We start from the raw sequence: 17,841 nt of genomic DNA, 5'->3' as shown, positions 1-17,841 counted from the left end.
GGCGCCTTCGGCGAGGCGTCAGCCGAGAGCCGGGCAATCGCCGGCGATCGGCGCGGTCACGTCGACCTGTCCGATCGTCGGGGTGTGCAGGATCTGCGGTTCGATGCTTCCCGGCGAACCGGCCACGAAGCGGAAGACGAGCGTGTTGGTCTGTCCCGGTGCAAGATCCAGACGTGCTTGGCTGACCGGGCGCCCATCGGCGTCGGCCTGGATGGAGTAGCTGGATCCTTCGTCCCTGGTCACCGGGCCGGGGAAGCTCTCCCTCGGCGCCGACACGGCCACGTACGTGCCGATGCTCCCCGGAGCCACACCGTAGGTGCCGTCACCGGTCATGCTCGGCGGCAGGAAGGTCGCTGCGTCGGCCGGCGCACTGTTCGTGAGCGTCACCGCCACGGTGACGTCCCGCAGCCCGTCGGGCCGGCAGTCGGCGACGGTGCTCGCAATGGCGATGTCGAGGTAGCTGTCCATCTTCGCGCCGGTCGTGTCATTCAGGTAGACCGCGAAGGCGTCCTCACCCGCCGCTTCCTGCCGCGCGGCCTGACCGGCGAGCGGGCCGGCCGCCAGAACGGTCTGCTCTTCCGGATAGGCGCTCCAGACCGAGATCCGGCCGTCCTCGATCGGCTGCTCCAGGCTGGCGATCAGCTCGACCGGGTTGGCCGAGCCGCTGAGCAGCACCGCCAGGGCGCTGGCCGCTGCGTTCTCGAAGATGGTGTCCTGCGCCGCCACATCGTCGACGGTCATGTAGGGCTCGACGAGCAGGCGGTGCACCGCATTGTCCGCCGTCAGCTGGCCCCACCCCGGCACGTCCACCGGACCGAGGGCGGCCAACGCCGACTGCAGCGTGACGGGGTCCAGAGACACGACGGTGTCCGGGCGATGACCCGTCCGCACGTTCCACCACTCCGAGGCCAGATCCGCGGACACGGTGAAGTCGGCCGACATCGAGATGTTCTGCACCCAGCGACCCGCCACATCCCCGTGCAGAGCCGTCAACGTCTGCGGAAGCGGCATGATCGGCTCGTCCAGCTCCGGGAACTCGCGGGAGCTGCCTTGATCGACCAGCGAGAGCGCGCCCGCGTCGGCGCGCACCTCGGCGAACGCGGCCGTGATCCCGCCACCTGTGCGAAGCTCCGCGTTGTTCTGGAACACCATCAGAATGCTGCGAGGAGCGTCCGCGCCCAGCATGGAAGGGAGGACCGCGGTCACATCGGCGAGGTCGGAGGTGATGGAGCGCGCCTCCTCGATGTGCCCCTGCATCCGCGTGACACCGGCACGGATCGGAGTCAGTACAGAGGCGAGCGGGAGCCGGCCGAGTTCGCTGCCCGCGGTGTCGAGCGCCTCAGAGGCCCGGACGAGCGGCGAATGCAGGGATTCCATCGCCACGACATCCAACGACCCGGTCGTCGAATCCAGAAGCGAAGACAGCTGCCCCGACGCCCCGAGCACCGGCTGAAGCGCCTCGGTGCTGAGCGCGTCGAGCTGAGCCGAAGCGACCCGGACGGCGGCGAGATTCGGTCCGAGCGCCGGAAGGGACTCGGCGGCACGCCACAGTGGATCGCCGCTGAGCTCCGACGCGCGCGCGGCATGCGCGGAGAAGTCATCGGCCATATCCGTCGCTTCGGCGATGTCTCCCGCCTTCAGCGCGTCCTGCACCCCCACGGCCGCCGGCACCAGAGCATCGAGCTCGCCCTTCGCCTCGATGGCGCGCACGCCGACCCACCCTCCCCATGCCAGGAGGGCGAGGAGCACGACACCCAATGCGATCCACACCCATCTCCCGCGGTGCGCGGGAGATGGGGGTGCGTACTCGAAGATCACGACGACCTATCGTCGCGCGGAGCGTCGCCGCGCGAGGAGAAGGACGCCACCGGCGAGCAGGGTGCCCGCTGCCCCGAGGGCGATCGACAGCGCTGCCGCGTCGGTGCCGGTCATCGCGAGCGCCGCCTCATGCTCCGTCGCGGCCGCCACGGCGCCACGGGGTCCCGTCGCGCACTCCGGTGTCGCCTGCGGGTAGGACAGCGGCACGCCGATCTCGGGGTTCACGACGATGACCGCGCTGATCTCGCCACGAGTCCACGCGAAGTTTCCCGACGTCTCGACCCAGGCGCCATCCTGCTGCGCCCATCCGGGCCAGCCCGTCGGGTTTCCGGCGGCGTCGATGCTCGCACCCGGCCAGAGCACGCGTCCGGACAGCGAATCGTCGACCAGCTCGCCGAGCGGCACGGTGACGGAGTTCGCGCCATCGCTCATGACCAGTACCGCGGTGCCGCTCGTCGCGACATCGCCCGGGTCATCCATCGACACCTTGAAACTGATCCACGGCACATCCCCCAGGCACTCGCTCGTGGCCACCGTACCGGCCAGCGACAGATCTGATTGCGGATTCGGAGTATACGACTCCGCCGCGTTCGCGGCCATGGGCATTGCGATCAATGCCCCGGCCAACGCCAGAGCAGAGAGTGACTTCTTCAGCACGATTGTCCCCCTAGGTGCTATGCACACACCTGTCCCCCGACAGCTGCGATGAACGTCCGTCCGCAGACGAGCGCCCGACGTCCATCCCCAGAACAGACGTCTCAGACCCACCCCCAGAACAGGTCTCCGTACACTGTACGCCCTGTTCCGGAGAACCGAGGACGGGGGCGGTCGGTCGCCTCGCTCTGCTCAGCCTCGGGCGAGAGCGCCTTCGATGAGCTCGCTGATGAGTTCGGGATAAGTCATCCCCGACGCGATCCAGCATTTGGGGAACATCGAGATCGGCGTGAAGCCCGGCATCGTATTGAGTTCGTTCACGACCAGCCCCTGCGGCGTCGCGAAGAAGTCGACGCGCGCGAGCCCCTGTCCATCGACCGCTTCGAAGGCACGGATGCCGAGCTGCTGGATGTCGCGGACCACCTCAGCCGGCAGGTCGGCCGGGCAGACGACATCCACTCCGGCGCCCCCGAGGTACTTCCCCTCGAAGTCGTAGAACTCGCGGGTGGTGAGCACGATCTCGCCCGGAAGCGACGCACGCACGGGATGCCCGGGTCGCGCGCCGAGGATCGCCACCTCGATCTCCCGCCCGTCGATGCCCGTCTCGATGAGGACCTTGTCGTCCTCGGCGAAAGCCAGCTCCAGCGCGGCATCGAGCTCGGTCCACTCCGACACCTTCGAGACGCCGACACTCGAGCCCGCCCTGGCCGGCTTGACGAACGCGGGAAGACCCAGGCCCTCGGCATCCGCTCGGACGCCGGTGGGGTCCGCTGCCCACCGCGCAGCCCGCACGGTCACCCACGGCGACACCGGCACGCCGGACGCCTCGAGGGCGATCTTCATGAAGTGCTTGTCCATGCAGAGCGCCGAGTCCAGCACGCCACCGCCCGCATACGGGAGCTCCAGCGTGTCGAAGAAGCCCTGGATCGTCCCGTCCTCGCCGTGCAGCCCGTGCAGGATGGGCAGCACGACATCCACGTCGCCCAGCTCGTCGACGATGCCGTCCGCTCGGCGAACACGCAGAGCGCGGTCGCCGCCGCCCTCGGGCCACAGCACTCGCGTGCCGTTGTCGACGACCTCCGGAAGACGGTCGGCGTCCATCGCGAACTTGTCGGCGTCGTCGTCCTCGAGCACGAACACGCCGGTCCGGGTGATGCCGACCGGGATCACCCGGTACAGGTCACGGTTGATCGCCCTCAGCACCCCGCCCGCTGTTGCGGAACTGATCGAGTGCTCGCTGGAGCGACCGCCAAAGAGCACCGCCACCGCCGGCTTGTCCATTCTGCGTCCTCTCACCCTTCGGGGTGTCATCGTCTGTCGTCAAGTGCGGTGCGATGTCGCGCGGGTTCATGGTGCCATCGAGCACCATCTTCACCTGCTCCACGATCGGCATCTCGACGCCGACCTCCTTCGCCAGCTGCAGGATGGGCGCAACCGATGCGAGCCCCTCAGCGGTCTGGTTCATCTGCTTGACCACATCGTCGAAGCGGTAGCCCTGCCCGAGGAGCCGGCCGGCGGTGTTGTTGCGGCTCAGCGGGGACTGGCAGGTCGCGATGAGGTCGCCGAGCCCCGCCAGTCCCTGAAGCGTCTCGGGGTGTGCGCCGTACGCGACGGCGAAGTCCGTCATCTCCACGAGTCCGCGCGTGATGATGGATGCCTTCGTGTTCTCCCCGTATCCGACGCCGTCGACGATCCCGATGGCGACGGCGATGAGGTTCTTCAGCACTCCACCGAACTCTGTGCCGATCACGTCGGTGTTGACGAAGGTGCGGAAGTATCCGTTGCGCGCGCGCCGGGCCACGGCATCCGCGGTCTCACGGCTCGTCGACGAGATCACGGCGGCCGTCGGCTGCTCGCGTGCGATCTCGAGGGCGAGGTTCGGGCCGGATGCCACAGCGATCCGGCTGGAGTCGATGTGCAGCTCCTGCTCGATGACCTCGCTCATGCGGAGGCCGGTGCTGCGCTCGACCCCCTTCATGAGGCTCACCACGAGGGACTCGCCGTCGGAGAGAAGGGGCCGCACCGCTTTGAGGTTCTGGCGCACCGCCTGGCTCGGAATCGAGAGGTAGACCTGCTCGGCGCCCTCGAGCGCCTCTGACAGGTGATGCGTGGCGGTCATCGAGCGCGGCAGGTTGATGCCCGGGAGGTAGCCGCTGTTGCGCTTGGCCTCCGCGATCTCGTGCGCGAGTTCCGGGCGGCGGGCCCACATGGTGACGTGCGCGCCGCCATCGGCGAGGATCTTGCCGAACGTGGTTCCCCAGCTGCCGGCGCCGATGACGGCGACCCGGGGGGCGGGATCTCTACGACTCAAAGCGACCCGTCTCCTTCTGGGAGTGCGACGCGGGGTCCCACCGTTCGGCGGGGGCCTTCTCGCCGCGGATCTCCTCGAGGAGACGCGTGATGTCGTTCATGAGGAGTGTCGTCGCGGCGGCCAGCGCCGCCGGGTTGAGCGGCTGGCCGCGGTAGGCGTCGAGGTTCACCGGGTCGCCGATCAGCACCCGCACCTTCTTGCGGGGCGGCCACACATCGATCTTCCTGCCGTAGCGGGCCATGACCTCCTGCGCGCCCCAATGGGCCATCGGATAGAGCGGCACGTCGGCTTCGAGCGCAAGGCGCACCGCGCCGGTCTTGCCGCGCATGGGCCACATGTCGGGGTCGCGCGTCAGCGTGCCCTCTGCGTACACGATGACGCCGGATCCCTGCTCGACGAGCTGCTCCGAGGCATCCAGCGTGGCGCGGGCGGACGCGCTCGATGACGCGCGCGCGACCGGCACCATGCCGGTGGCCCGCAGGATCGAACCGAGGACGGGAACCTTGAAGAGGCTGTCCTTCGCCATGAACCGGGGAGCACGTCCGGCGCGCCAGACGGCGGCCGCCACGATGAGCGGATCGATCTCGGTGTAGTGGTTGGGTGCGATGACGAACGCGCCATCGCGGGGCAGCTTCTCACCGCCATCGAGCTTGATGGCGGCGAGCACTCCGATCGCGGGAACGGCGACGGCGGCGAGCGGCCAGAAGATCGACGGCCGCGTCTTCTCGGCGGATGCCGGAGGGCGAGACACGCGCGTCAGCCGATGACGTCGAAGTCGGCGCCCAGCGCCTCGAGCTTGGCGAAGAACTTCTCATAACCGCGGCTGATCACTCCGACGCCGGAGACGACGGACTCGCCCTCGGCGGTCAGCGCGGCGATGACGTGGCTGTAGCCGCCCCGCAGGTCGGGAACCACGATGTCCGCGCCGTGCAGCGGCGTCGGGCCGTTGATGACGGCCGCCTGCTCGAGCGCGCGCCGCGGCACGCGCCGCCCGCCGGCGTCGATGCCGTTCGGGTGCACGACGATGTCGGCGCCCATCGCGACGAGCGCCTCCGTGAAGCCGAGGCGATTCTCGTAGACGGTCTCGTGCACGACCGACTCGCCCTGGGCCTGAGTCAGCGCGACGATCAGCGGCTGCTGCCAGTCGGTCATGAACCCGGGGTGCACATCCGTCTCGACGACGACGGGCTTCAGCGGGCCGCCGCGGCGGAAGAGGATGCCGTCCTCTCGCACGTCGAACCAGCCGCCGACCTTGCGGAAGACGTTGAGGAAGGTCAGCATCTCCTGCTGCTTGGCACCGCCGACGAAGATCTCGCCGTCGGTCGCCAGCGCGGCGCAGGCCCAGGATGCGGCCTCGTTGCGGTCGAAGATGGCGCGGTGGTCATACCCGGTGAGCCGGTCGACACCCTCGATGAGGATGACGCGATTTGGCTCGTAGGAGATGATCGCGCCCATCTTCTGGAGCACGGCGATGAGATCCATGATCTCGGGCTCGATCGCCGCGTTCTTGAGCTCCGTGATGCCCTTCGCCTTCACGGCGGTCAGCAGCACCTGCTCGGTGGCGCCGACGCTCGGGTACGGCAGCTCGATGTTCGCGCCCGTCAGACCGTTCGGGGCCGTGATGCGGATGCCCTCATAGCTCTTGTCGACGATCGCGCCGAACGCACGCAGCGCGTCCATGTGGAAGTTGATGGGACGGTCGCCGATGCGGCAGCCGCCCAGGTCGGGGATCAGCGCCTCGCCGAGCAGGTGCAGCAGAGGACCGCAGAACAGGATCGGGATGCGGGAGGCGCCGGCGTGCGCGTCTATCTCCTCCATGTGCGCAGACACGGCGCCGCGCGGGTCGAACCGGAGTGAGCCCTCTTCGTCGCCCTCCTCGACCATGACGCCGTGCACCTCGAGCAGCGACCGGACTACCTTGACATCGCTGATGTCCGGCACATCCCGGAGCACGCTCGGCGTGTCGCCGAGGAGCGAGGCGACCATGGCCTTGGTGGCGAGGTTCTTCGCACCCTTGACCTCGACGCGGCCGCGCAAGGGGCGTCCACCGCGAATGGCAAGGACTTCGCCCAACCCTCCCGAGGATGACACTGCGGACTCGTTCAGGATGGTCGTCATGCGATGGGCCTCACTTGGTGTGTTCGAGCGCGTGGTCTGAATCAGCCGGCGGCCCCCGGTGGTGATGGGGGCGCCAGGCTCACGGGACGGGTATCGTCCGTGGCCGCCACGCCTCGCGGCGGGCCTCGAACTGCGCGATCTTGTCTTCGTTGCGCAGCGTGAGCCCGATGTCATCGAGCCCCTCGAGGAGCCGCCACCTAGTGTAATCATCGATGTCGAAAGGAACCCGGATATCGCCCAGGGTGGCGCTCCGCGCCTCCAGGTCGACGGTCATCGATACACCGGGATCCGCGTCGATCGCCGCCCAGATGCGTTCCAGGTCCTCCTCGGAGATGAGGCCGGTGACGAGCCCCTGCTTGCCGGAGTTCCCGCGGAAGATGTCGCCGAAGCGGGGGCTGAGCACGACCTTGAACCCGAAGTCGCGCAGCGCCCAGACGGCGTGTTCGCGGCTCGAGCCGGTGCCGAAGTCGGCGCCGGTGACCAGGACGCTTGCGCCCTGGAAGGCCGGCTGATTCAGGACGAAGTCCGGGTCCTGACGCCAGGCGGCGAACAGCGCGTCCTCGAAGCCGGTCTTCGTGACGCGCTTGAGGTAGACCGCCGGGATGATCTGGTCGGTGTCGACGTTCGAGCGCTTCAGCGGCGCCGCGATTCCCGTGTGGGTGATGAACTTGTCCATCGTCAGCGTGCCCCCTCGTGCGTCGACCCTTCGACGAGCTCAGGGACCGGCCCCCGCCCGCCATTGATCCCGGTCGCCGAGCCTGTCGAGGCGTCGACCGCCGCGAAGATCGGCGTCTCCTCCAGATCACTGGGGCTCGACAGTGTGCCCCGGACGGCCGTGGCCGCCGCGACGAGCGGCGAGACGAGGTGCGTGCGCCCGCCCTTGCCCTGTCGCCCCTCGAAGTTGCGGTTGCTCGTCGAGGCGCACCGCTCCCCCGGCGCGAGCTGGTCGGGATTCATCCCGAGGCACATGGAGCAGCCGGCGAACCGCCACTCGGCGCCGAAGTCGGTGAAGACCTTGTCGAGGCCCTCCGCCTCCGCCTCCAGCCGCACGCGGGCCGAGCCGGGCACGACCATGACGCGCACGCCGTCGGCCTTCTTGCGCCCCCGAACGATCGATGCAAAGGCACGCAGGTCCTCGATGCGGCTGTTCGTGCAGGAGCCCATGAAGACGGCATCCACCGGCACGTCCTTGAGCGGAGTGCCCGCCTGCAGGTCCATGTATTCGAGGGCCCGCTCGGCGGCTGCCCGTTCATTCGGATCGGCGATGTCGGCGGGGGTGGGAACCACGCCGGAGAGCGAGACGCCCTGACCCGGGTTGGTCCCCCACGTGACGAAGGGCTCGAGCTCGTCGGCGTCGAGGTACACCTCGGCGTCGAACACGGCACCCTCGTCCGTGGGCAGGGTGCGCCAGTAGGCGACGGCGTCCTCCCAGTCCTGGCCCTTCGGGGCGTGCGGGCGGCCCTCGAGGTAGGCGAACGTCGTCGCATCCGGCGCGACCATGCCGGCGCGTGCACCGGCCTCGATCGACATGTTGCAGACCGTCATCCGTCCCTCCATGGAGAGCGCGCGGATGGCGCTGCCGCGGAACTCGAGCACGTAGCCCTGCCCGCCGCCGGTGCCGATCTTCGCGATCACGGCGAGGATGATGTCCTTCGCGGTGACGCCGGGCTTCAGCGTGCCCTCGACGGTGATCGCCATCGTCTTGAACGGCTTGAGCGGCAGCGTCTGGGTCGCCATGACGTGCTCGACCTCGCTCGTGCCGATGCCGAACGCCATGGCGCCGAACGCGCCGTGCGTGCTGGTGTGGCTGTCGCCGCAGACGACCGTGATCCCCGGCATCGTCAGGCCGAGCTGCGGGCCGACGACGTGGACGATCCCCTGCTCCTTATCGCCGAGCGAGTGCAGCCGCACGCCGAACTCCTCGGCGTTGCGGCGCAGCGTCTCGATCTGGGTGCGGCTCGTCAGGTCGGCGATCGGCTTGTCGATCGCGAGCGTCGGCGTGTTGTGGTCCTCGGTCGCGATCGTCAGGTCGACGCGTCGCAGCGGTCGGCCCTCGGCGCGGAGGCCGTCGAAGGCCTGTGGGCTCGTGACCTCGTGCACGAGGTGCAGGTCGATGTAGATCAGGTCGGGCTCGCCGTTCTCGCCCTTCACGACGAGGTGGTCGTCCCAGACCTTCTCCGCCAGTGTGCGCGGGGAGTCGGGGATGCCGGAAACCGGGCTGGTGCTCATGCGTTCAATCTCCTGGAGCTAGGGGTGTGGGCCCGCAACAGACTCCGCGACGAGAGAGGCCTAGAACGAGGTCTCGTCGCGGCCGCTAAGGAGAAGGAGAGCGATCCGCACCCGGCCAGAATACCACCGGCCCAGCAGCGGTCGCTCCGGGCGCGCCCCGACCCTTCTTCGCGAAAGGACGCATTCTGTCGCTTCAGGCGCCCGATGTGCCGCAGATCGCGTCCTTTCGCCAGCGTCGGCCGGGGCACACTAGGGCATGCTGCTTGGGCCCCTCGTATGTCGGTCGTATCCCTGCGGGCGACGCCGAGGGGACGCATTGTGCTGCTCTGGCGCCCCATCGGCAGCAACCTGCGTCCCTTCGCGGCACTCTGCACAGGGGGCAACTGATCGGGTGGATTCCACCGACAACCAGGAGTGCGGGTTGTCGGCGATTTGAGGTTCGAGGCTTGGCGGATGCGTCATCCTGAGCCTCTGCCGGCCGATCTCCGCGATAGGCCCTTCTCCGTCGGCTCGGCGCTTGCGAAGGGGGTACGGCCGCATCGGCTTCGCAGCAATGACTTGCAGTCACCGTTTCACGGGGTGCGGGCGCCGGCAGGAGGGATGAGCTTCCTCGATCGATGCCGTTCCTACGCGACACGGATGCCGCGACACCACGCGTTCTCCCACGCAACGGCTGCGCTCCTCCACGGTCTGCCGCTGCCCGGCTGGTTCGAGCGAGACCCCCGCCTCCACGTCATCGCTCGGTACGGCGATAGGGCACCACGAGGACGGGAAGTCATGGGACATCGCGCTGACCGGCCGCTGCCGATCGATCGCATCGACGGGCTGCCCGTGGTCGAAGCGGTCGAGGCATGGTGTGGTCTCGCCACATTCCTGGTTCTGGACGACCTCATCGCTGCGGGAGACCGCCTGATCGGCCTCCCGATTCCCATCGCCACGCTGGGCGAGATCGACCGCGCGATACAGGAAAGGTCGGGCATGCGCGGCGTGGTCCGTCTTCGGGAGGCACGGGCGGAGATGCGGCCCAACGCCTACTCGTCGCGCGAGACGTGGGCGCGGCTCGTGCTGGTGCGGGCGGGGCTGCCCGAACCCGAGGCCAATGGCCGCATCCTGCTCCGCTCTGGGCGATGGACGAAGGGCGATCTCGTATTTCGGCCATGGATGGTGCTGCTGGAATATGAAGGCGAACAGCACCTCACGGACCCCGCGCAGTGGGCCACCGACCTCACACGGTACAACGACCTCACCGAAGCCGGCTGGCTGGTCATCAGGGTGTCGAAGAGGATGCGCCCCCACGAACTGGTCGCTCGCACTCGCCGGGCGCTCCGCTTCCGGGGCCTCGCCTGAGTACCGGTTGCATCGGCGCCCGCTGTCTCGTCCCGGTCAGCGCGCCGCGCGGGTCCCGAAAGGACGCAAAGCGCGTCGTCACGAGGCTGATTCACGCCGGTTGCGCCCCTTCGCGACCCTGGGGTCTGGCGATAAGCGGACTCCTGACGGCGAGGGGGCGCCGCGCGATGCTACGCGCGGCCGCGCTTGCTCGTGGGGTCCGGTACGGCGGGATCCTCGTCCAGGGGGCCGTGGCCAGCCGAGGATTGGGCCGACGCCCGGGACGAGGCGGGGTCGGCGGGCGCGGTGCCCGCCACGGCGTCCCGCCCGGCAGCGGCATCGTCCACCGTCGCCGGGGTGCCCTTCTCGTCGGCGACCGCCTTGGCGGATTCCACCGTGCCGGCCTTCTTGTCGCGCGCCGACGCGATGAGGCTGGCCACGGTGGCCACGAGCATCGACACGATGATGACGCCGAGCGACATCCACGTCGAGATCTCGGGTGCCCACTCGATGTGCTCTCCGTTGTTGATGAACGGCAGCTCGTTGACGTGCATCGCGTGGAACACCAGCTTGAATCCGATGAACGCGAGGATGAACGCGATGCCGTAGTGCAGGTAGCGCAGGCGGTCGAGCAGGTCGCCGAGCAGGAAGTAGAGCTGCCGCAACCCCATGAGGGCGAAGATGTTCGCCGTGAAGACGATGAACGGGCTCGTGGTGATGCCGAAGATCGCCGGGATCGAGTCGATGGCGAAGAGCAGGTCGGTCACGCCGATCGCCGCGAAGACGATGACCATCGGGGTCCACATCTTCTTGCCGTCGACGAGGGTGCGAAGCTTGGCTCCGTCGTAGTGGTCGCTGATGTCGATCGTGCGACGCAGCAGCCTGACCACGAAGTTCTCCTGCTTGACGTCCGAGTCGTGGTCGCCACCGGGGAAGGCCTGCCGCCATGCCGTCCACACCAGGAACGCCCCGAAGATGTAGAACACCCAGCTGAACTGCTCGATCACGGCGGCGCCGACGAGGATGAACGCCCCTCGCAGGATCAGGGCGATGATGATGCCCACCATCAGTACTTCCTGCTGATAGCGCCGCGGCACCGAGAACTGGCTCATGATCAGCACGAAGACGAAGAGGTTGTCGATCGACAGGCTGTACTCCGTGAGCCAGCCGGCCACGAACTGACCGGCGTACTCGGGCCCGGCGAAGATCCACATCAACCCCGCGAAGATGAGCGCGAGAGTGACGTAGAACACGACCCACAGCGTCGACTCGCGGGTCGAGGGGATGTGCGGGCGCTTCAGGATGAGCAGCAGATCGGCGGCGAGGATCAGCGTCAGCACGATGAGCGAGCCGATTTCGAACCAGAGAGGAAGCTGGAGGTCCATGCGGGCCTTTCAAGAGGGAGGACAAAGAGTCGAAAGTCTCTCCCCCGCAGCACCCGAATCCGGTTGCTGCGTCACGCGCCCGGGGATGCGGCGATGGCTCCCGTGGTGACGAACGCGCGATGACGGGATACTCCCTCTCGCCTTCCAAGGATACAGGGCGGATGCCGCGGCCTACGCCCTGACAGTGAAGGTCCGGCTGTCAGCCGGTCAGGGCGGCGAAGACGATGAGGTTGTCGGTGTAGTGGCCTAACGCCGCATCGAAGCCGCCGGCGCACGTGATGAGGCGCAGTTCGGGGGCCGGCACGTTGCTGTACACCTCGGCGGTCGGGAATTCCGACTTCGATGACTGCGTCGACCCGGTGACCCGGAATCTCAGCTCCGAGCCGTCCGACATCGACACGATCACGTCGGCGCCCGTGGTCAGGGACGCGAGGCGGGCGAAGACAGCCGGCGCCGTCGGGGAGTCGATGTGTCCGGCGATGATGGCGGGACCCACCGACCCCGGCACGACACCGCCGGAGTACCACCCTGCGGCGTCGTAGTCCGCCGGGGCATCCAGTCGCCCGTCGGGGCCGACCCCCAGGCTCTCGAGCCCGGAATCCACGCCGATGGATGGGATCAGGATGCGCGTCGGCGTCGAGGCTTCTCCTCGGGTCTGCGCCCACCGCCCGACACGCGGATCCTGCATCCGCCCCGCCGCGAGCGGATTCTCGGCGGCCCCGACGACGACAGCCGGTCCTGCGATCTCGACGCTGTCGCGCGGCGCACACCCCGCGAGCAGCAGGGTGAGCGCCAGCGCGGAGGCCAGCGCCGCGAACGACGGCCTTTTTGTCAACGCCGACTCCGCGTGCTCGTGGGCATGACTCAGACCGCGATCATGCCGAAGCGGGCGGCCGCGTGGTGCCGCTCGGAGTGGTTGCCGCCGAGCCAGCCGCCGCCGGTGTCGACACCACCATCCGGGACGACCGCGGGGCTGGCACTGTCGATGACCGGCATGACCGTCAGCCCGCCGTCGGCGGTGTCCAGGACGAAGAGCGTCGTGATGGTGCCTGCCGCGACGTCGACGCTCGCCTCGTCGCTGACGCCCTCACCGGTCAATTCGAGTTCGAGAGTCCCAGGGCGCACCAACACGTATGGGGCGGCCGACCCCGACTGGGCGTCGTCGGCGATGACGACCCCTGTCGTCGTCTGCACATCGACGCTCGGGACGATGGTGGAGGTGTGGATCACGCGGACCCGCGCGGTGCCGGCGCTCGGTGGTGTGAGGTCGTCGGCGAACGCCTGCACCTGCAGATCGTCCGAGGGGCCGTACGCGGCCACGGTCGCGGCCTTCGAGGGATCCACCGTCACCGAATCGGAGACCGCCAGCTGCGTCCAGTCATCGGAGCCGGACGGGATCATGCCGATCGCGTATGTGCCGGCGGGAAGCGACTGATATCCCGAGATGTCGCCGTACGCGACATCCTGCAGTTCGAGCACGACGGTGCCTCCACTCAGCGCAGAGACGCGCACGTCGACCGCAACGGTGTCGGGCGAGAAGTGCCCCAGCCTCAGCCACCCGCCCTCCGGGGCGGCCGCGGGCACCGCTTGAGCGGCCAGCGGAGCCGTTGCCCCCACCGCCGCGCTGGGCATACCCGGTGCACCGCCGGCCAGCAGCACGGCGAGCCCCGCCAGGAAGGTCGCCCTCCGGTCCAGGGTGAGCTTGTTCATGGTGTGTCCTTCCCCAATGGTCGGTTCGATCAGTCGAACAGCGCGTCGATCGGAACGGAGTACCGCAGAATCAGACGGTCGCCCTCGACGTACACGTCGTCGGGGGCGAAGCGGCCCTGAAGGCCGCCGAGGAGGGCCCCGGTCTCCGGTGACGGACGGTTGTCGCGGACGAGCGTCGTGCCGGCGACGTCCATGAGCGCAACCTCGCGGATCGACTCCTGCTGCTCGCCCTCGATCACCGGGAACCCGGCCACGGTGACCTCGCCCTGTGCGGCGAGCCCCGCCAGCACGACGGCGATGCGATCATCCACGCGGCCCTCCGTCAGCAGCGCGCGGTCGGCGTCCGACATCCGGACCGACCGATTCTGCGCCAGTTCGGCTCCGTAGGCCGCGCGGACGGATGCCGCTCTCTGCTCGGCTTCGGATGCCGCCGATACGCCCTCGGGCACGATGCGCCGGATCTCCACCGCCTGCGCCCCCGTGCCGAACGAGGCGACCACGACCGAATTCTCCACGGCGGAGCTCACCACTTCGGAGCCATCGGGCGGGGCGCGCAACGCCTCGGTCGTCACTATGTAGCGCGCATCCGTCCATGCCGTGAGAGGCTCGGACGCCGCCGCGGAGCCGGTCGTGAGCTCTTCGTAGGCGATCACGTCGTCCACGGTCCAACCTGCGAGCACCATGTCGTCGGCCATCGCATCGTCGACGATCAGTCGGTCGCTTCTCTCCGCATTCTCGATGAGCCAGCCCTTCGCCTCGTGCAGAGGTGGGGTGAGCGATCCGCCGGTGCTCTCGATGAGAGCGGGCCGATCAGCGGTGGTGACGATGTACGCGACGCCGCCGAGAACGCACGCTGCGATCACCGCGGGGACCAGCCAGAGCAGCGTTCCGCCGAGCCTGCGCCGTCCTCGCCCCGGCCCCGTGAGCCGTTCCCCATGTGCGGGGCGGACGGGCGGGGTGCCGGCCGTATGCGCCGTCCGCGGCGGCGGGATCGTCGCCGGATCCTCGAACCGCACGGGAGGCTGCGTGGGAAGCGGCGGCACGGGAGGCACCACGAATCCGGGCACCTCCACGGGCAGCGGCTTCCTGGCCGATGCGACGGGAGTGGCCCCGCTGGACAGAGACTCCCGGACGGCGAGGTCGTCCGCGGCGGGCTTCGTGACGGTCGGAGTGGTCATGCGCGGCTTGCTGGCCGCCGGCTTCGCCGCCGGTCGCTTTCCGCTCGCCGCCGGGTTGCGCGCGGCGGGTTTTCCTGTCGGGCGGGGCGTTCCTGTTGCGGTGGGCTTCTGTGCGGTGAGCTTCTTCGCGGGCGCCGACGACGTCGCCGCAGTGGGCTTCGCGGACGCGGCGGGCTTGCTCACGGGCGGCGCCGGCTTCGAAGAAGCGGACGGCTTCTTCGCCGCTGTCGGCTTCGCGGCCGTGGCGGGTCTCTTCGCGGGCGTCGGCTTCTTCGTCGCCGCCGAGCTCTTCGTCGGCGCGGGCTTCTTGCCGGACGCGGGCCTCTTCGCGGACGCGGACGTCGTCGTTGCCGCCGCTGGGCTCTTCGCTGCTGCGGGCCCCTGCGCTGGCGCCGGGGCAGGCTCGGGCGAGGTGTCCGGCGGGCGAGGCGTGTTCATCGGGCGGCTCTGCTCTCGACGTACTCAGGTTGTCGCGACGCGCTGGAACGCGGCGGAAGCGCACCTCCTCGGGCAGGAGGAGCAAGAAGCATACCGCCGGAAAGAGCGTGGAGAGGGAGGATTGACTTCCTGCCGCATCAGGGGTTTCGGCCGCGCGTCCCGCTCGCTTCGCCGACCGTTTGAGACGATTTCGCCTGCCTCGACACCTATCAGTGAGAGACAATGAGGCGCCGACCGTCTGGGAACGGGCGCGGAACGGATGAGGCATGGCCGAGCGGGTGGCGACGGATGACGCTGAGCTCGTGGCGCAGGCCGCGAACGGCAGCGAGCAGGCCTTCCGCGCGCTCTACCGCGCGTACGTCCGCCCCGTGTACTGGCTGGCGCACCGGCTGCTCGGCAACCCGGCCGACGCGGAGGATGTCACGCAGGAGACCTTCGTCGTCGCCTGGCGCAGGATTCCGGGGCTCGAGCTGGCCGGAGACTCGCTCCTGCCCTGGCTCGCAACGGTGTGCCGCTTTCAGGCGGCGAACCGCATCCGTGCCCGGCGTCGGGATCGCCAGCACATCGCCGGCGAGGCCGACGACACCCTTCCCGACACGGTCGACGTGGAGCAGCAGGTCATCGATGCGGAATTCGCGTCGCGCATCCTGCGGGAGGTCGAGGGACTCAGCGCCCTGGATCAGCAGATCTTCCGGCTCTGCGCCACGGAGGGCTTCGCCTACCAGGCGGCCGCCGACGAACTCGGTGTCGCCCACGGGGTCGTGCGCAATCGTCTCTCGCGCATCCGCACGCGTATGCGGACCGCTCTGAGAGAAACGGAAGGCTGATGTCTCCCACCGAGAACCTGCCCGAACTGACCGATGAATCGATCGACCGCATGGAGTCCGGCGTCTTCGCCCGGATCGCGGAGGACCGTACGCGGGACGTCTCGCGTGCCCGCAGTCGCCGGGGCCGCGCGTGGCTGGGCGCCGGTGCGGCGGCCGCCGTCGTCGTGGTGGCTGCGGCCGTGCTCGCGCCGACGGTCGGCGGCCTCGTGTCTCCGATGGAGGCCGGAAGCTCGGCGGACCAGTCCGCGGTCGCCCCCGACGCCGGGAGCGGGATCGTGGCGCCTGACGCGGCTCGGCTGGAAGCCGCGGACGAATCGAGCAGCAGCGACAGCTCGGCCGGTGCCGCCACGGATCAGGCCGATGCGGCCCGCGAGATCATCGCGTCGGCATCTGCCACCGTGCTCGTGGATGATGTCGCAGCGGGCGCCGACGAGGTGAGCGCCCTCGCGGCCCGGTATGACGGCTATGTCGAGAGCATGAATGTGGGAACTGTCGGCGGCGCCGAGCCGATGGTCGACGACATGTCCACCATCTACCCGCCACAGCCGCCGTCCTCGGACTACGGCTGGGTCAGTATCCGGGTTCCCGCCGACGACCTGCAGGCGGCCGTCGATGACCTCGACGATGTCGGGGAGGTCACTGCGGTATCCGTGAATCGCACCGACGTCACCGACCAGGCGATCGACCTGCGTGCGCGCGTCGATGCCACGCGGGCCTCGGTAGACCGGCTGACGCAGCTCATGTCGCAATCGGCATCCGTAGACGATCTCATCGCCGCAGAGGTGGCCCTCTCGGATCGGCAGGCTCTCCTCGAGGGTTACGAGCAGCAGCTCGCTCAGCTCGAGAGCCAGGTGGCCATGTCATCGCTGCAGGTCAACCTGACCTCGGAGACCCCGCCGGTGAAGGCCGACCCCGCCGGCTTCGGCGACGGCCTGGTCACCGGATGGAACGCCCTGGTCGCAACGCTCAACGGCATCGTCATCGCGCTCGGCTTCCTTCTCCCGTGGATCGTGGTCGTGGGGGTGGCCGCGCTTCTCTTGTGGGGCATCGTGCGGCTCGTCCGACGTCGCCGCGCAGCGCGCCGCTCCACTCCGACACAGGATTCCGGGGGCGAGCGCGCTTCGCTCTAGGAGTTCCGCGCCGCCCGGAAGGGCGGCCGCCGTCGATGAATCGCCTGCCCCGCGTACCCTTGACGCAGGGGTTCGACTCGATCGAAGGGGAGCGACATGAAGACACGACCTGGCGCGGCATCGACGCTGATCCTGGCCGCACTGCTCATATTGACCGGATGCGCGGGGACCGCGGGCGGCGATGACGACATGTCGGACATGGACCACGCCTCCGGAGCGGCGGTCGATGCAAACGAAGACGACATCGAGTTCGCGAGCACGATGATCGCGCACCACGAGCAGGCGATCGAGGCCTCCGACATCGTGCTCGAGAAGGACGATGTCGACGGCAGCGTCACCGAGCTCGCGGACCGCATCAAGGTCGCCTACGAGACCGACATCGACCAGCTCGAGACATGGCTCGACGAATGGCATGCCACCGCGGAGCCGGAAGAGCCGGATGCCGACGATGGCATGATCACGGATGCCGATCTCGATGCGCTCCGCAGCGCCTCCGGCACCGCCGCCGGCTCCCTCTACCTCGAGCAGATGATCGCCGACCACGAAGGCGCGATCGAGATCGCCGAGGAGCACATCGAGGAGGGGAAGAACCCGGGCGCGATCGACCTGTCCAAGAAGATCGTCGCAGCGCAGACGCTCGAGATCGAGCGGATGAAGGAACTCCTCGACGGGCTCTGAGCGAGGAGAAGCGCCTCGTGCGGTCGCGCATTGTCGGAG

17 protein-coding genes are annotated in these 17,841 nt (G+C 68.9%); 5 read left to right on the top strand and 12 right to left on the bottom strand.

Annotated features, from left to right (window positions below):
• Positions 1-18: 18 nt before the first annotated feature.
• From ACLQ2Q_RS10420 to leuC, 8 genes are all read right to left on the bottom strand, one after another.
• Positions 19-1,818: a DUF4012 domain-containing protein gene (locus tag ACLQ2Q_RS10420; protein WP_425820370.1), complete on the bottom strand. Its 1,800-nt coding sequence runs from the start codon at positions 1,816-1,818 to the stop codon at positions 19-21.
• Positions 1,819-1,824: 6 nt separating this feature from the next.
• Positions 1,825-2,475, bottom strand: coding sequence for an LPXTG cell wall anchor domain-containing protein (locus tag ACLQ2Q_RS10415; RefSeq protein WP_425820369.1), 651 nt, complete (start codon positions 2,473-2,475; stop codon positions 1,825-1,827).
• A 189-nt stretch (positions 2,476-2,664) separates the two neighbouring features.
• A complete protein-coding gene (locus ACLQ2Q_RS10410) occupies positions 2,665-3,753 on the bottom strand; it encodes a D-alanine--D-alanine ligase family protein (protein ID WP_425820368.1) in 1,089 nt (362 codons plus the stop codon).
• The gene (locus tag ACLQ2Q_RS10405) at positions 3,653-4,783 is read right to left on the bottom strand and encodes an NAD(P)H-dependent glycerol-3-phosphate dehydrogenase (protein WP_425820367.1); all 1,131 of its coding nucleotides are present in this window, start codon (positions 4,781-4,783) and stop codon (positions 3,653-3,655) included. The genes ACLQ2Q_RS10410 and ACLQ2Q_RS10405 overlap by 101 nt, the downstream gene beginning before the upstream one ends.
• Positions 4,773-5,543: a lysophospholipid acyltransferase family protein gene (locus ACLQ2Q_RS10400; protein ID WP_425820580.1), complete on the bottom strand. Its 771-nt coding sequence runs from the start codon at positions 5,541-5,543 to the stop codon at positions 4,773-4,775. The genes ACLQ2Q_RS10405 and ACLQ2Q_RS10400 overlap by 11 nt, the downstream gene beginning before the upstream one ends.
• On the bottom strand, positions 5,540-6,901 hold the full coding sequence (gene murA / locus ACLQ2Q_RS10395) for a UDP-N-acetylglucosamine 1-carboxyvinyltransferase (RefSeq protein ID WP_425820366.1): 1,362 nt from the start codon (positions 6,899-6,901) through the stop codon (positions 5,540-5,542). The genes ACLQ2Q_RS10400 and murA overlap by 4 nt, the downstream gene beginning before the upstream one ends.
• Before the next feature lie 79 nt (positions 6,902-6,980).
• A complete protein-coding gene (leuD, locus tag ACLQ2Q_RS10390) occupies positions 6,981-7,577 on the bottom strand; it encodes a 3-isopropylmalate dehydratase small subunit (RefSeq protein WP_425820365.1) in 597 nt (198 codons plus the stop codon).
• Positions 7,578-7,579: 2 nt separating this feature from the next.
• A complete protein-coding gene (gene leuC, locus ACLQ2Q_RS10385; protein WP_425820364.1) occupies positions 7,580-9,130 on the bottom strand; it encodes a 3-isopropylmalate dehydratase large subunit in 1,551 nt (516 codons plus the stop codon).
• A gap of 777 nt (positions 9,131-9,907) precedes the next feature.
• On the opposite strand from leuC, the gene ACLQ2Q_RS10380 reads away from it, so the two are divergent.
• Complete coding sequence (locus tag ACLQ2Q_RS10380; protein WP_425820363.1) at positions 9,908-10,477, top strand: hypothetical protein; 570 nt, start codon at positions 9,908-9,910, stop codon at positions 10,475-10,477.
• Between the two features lie 170 nt (positions 10,478-10,647).
• Here ACLQ2Q_RS10380 and ACLQ2Q_RS10375 read toward each other — a convergent pair whose 3' ends face one another.
• The 4 genes from ACLQ2Q_RS10375 to ACLQ2Q_RS10360 all read right to left on the bottom strand — a co-directional run bounded on the left by ACLQ2Q_RS10375 (position 10,648) and on the right by ACLQ2Q_RS10360 (position 14,729).
• The gene (locus tag ACLQ2Q_RS10375; protein WP_425820362.1) at positions 10,648-11,841 is read right to left on the bottom strand and encodes a TerC family protein; all 1,194 of its coding nucleotides are present in this window, start codon (positions 11,839-11,841) and stop codon (positions 10,648-10,650) included.
• A 199-nt stretch (positions 11,842-12,040) separates the two neighbouring features.
• The gene (locus tag ACLQ2Q_RS10370) at positions 12,041-12,676 is read right to left on the bottom strand and encodes a class F sortase (RefSeq protein ID WP_425820361.1); all 636 of its coding nucleotides are present in this window, start codon (positions 12,674-12,676) and stop codon (positions 12,041-12,043) included.
• A 29-nt stretch (positions 12,677-12,705) separates the two neighbouring features.
• Positions 12,706-13,551 carry a DUF4397 domain-containing protein gene (locus ACLQ2Q_RS10365; RefSeq protein ID WP_425820360.1) on the bottom strand — a complete coding sequence of 282 codons (846 nt, stop codon included), beginning with the start codon at positions 13,549-13,551 and terminating at the stop codon, positions 12,706-12,708.
• A gap of 29 nt (positions 13,552-13,580) precedes the next feature.
• The gene (locus ACLQ2Q_RS10360; protein WP_425820359.1) at positions 13,581-14,729 is read right to left on the bottom strand and encodes a hypothetical protein; all 1,149 of its coding nucleotides are present in this window, start codon (positions 14,727-14,729) and stop codon (positions 13,581-13,583) included.
• On the opposite strand from ACLQ2Q_RS10360, the gene ACLQ2Q_RS10355 reads away from it, so the two are divergent.
• The 4 genes from ACLQ2Q_RS10355 to ACLQ2Q_RS10340 all read left to right on the top strand — a co-directional run bounded on the left by ACLQ2Q_RS10355 (position 14,728) and on the right by ACLQ2Q_RS10340 (position 17,802).
• Positions 14,728-15,393, top strand: coding sequence for a hypothetical protein (locus ACLQ2Q_RS10355; RefSeq protein WP_425820358.1), 666 nt, complete (start codon positions 14,728-14,730; stop codon positions 15,391-15,393). The genes ACLQ2Q_RS10360 and ACLQ2Q_RS10355 overlap by 2 nt on opposite strands.
• Before the next feature lie 40 nt (positions 15,394-15,433).
• Entirely contained in the window at positions 15,434-15,994 is a 561-nt protein-coding gene (locus tag ACLQ2Q_RS10350; protein WP_425820357.1) for an RNA polymerase sigma factor, read from the top strand.
• Entirely contained in the window at positions 15,994-17,124 is a 1,131-nt protein-coding gene (locus tag ACLQ2Q_RS10345; protein ID WP_425820356.1) for a DUF4349 domain-containing protein, read from the top strand. Before ACLQ2Q_RS10350 ends, ACLQ2Q_RS10345 begins: the two co-directional genes overlap by 1 nt.
• A 96-nt stretch (positions 17,125-17,220) precedes the next feature.
• Positions 17,221-17,802: a DUF305 domain-containing protein gene (locus ACLQ2Q_RS10340; RefSeq protein ID WP_425820355.1), complete on the top strand. Its 582-nt coding sequence runs from the start codon at positions 17,221-17,223 to the stop codon at positions 17,800-17,802.
• Positions 17,803-17,841: the final 39 nt, after the last annotated feature.

The organism is Microbacterium sp. DT81.1 (assembly GCF_049844955.1).
Classification (GTDB): Bacteria; Actinomycetota; Actinomycetes; order Actinomycetales; family Microbacteriaceae; genus Microbacterium.
The sequence above is the reverse complement of the archived record's forward strand: the minus strand, read 5'-3'. Positions and strand labels throughout refer to the sequence as shown.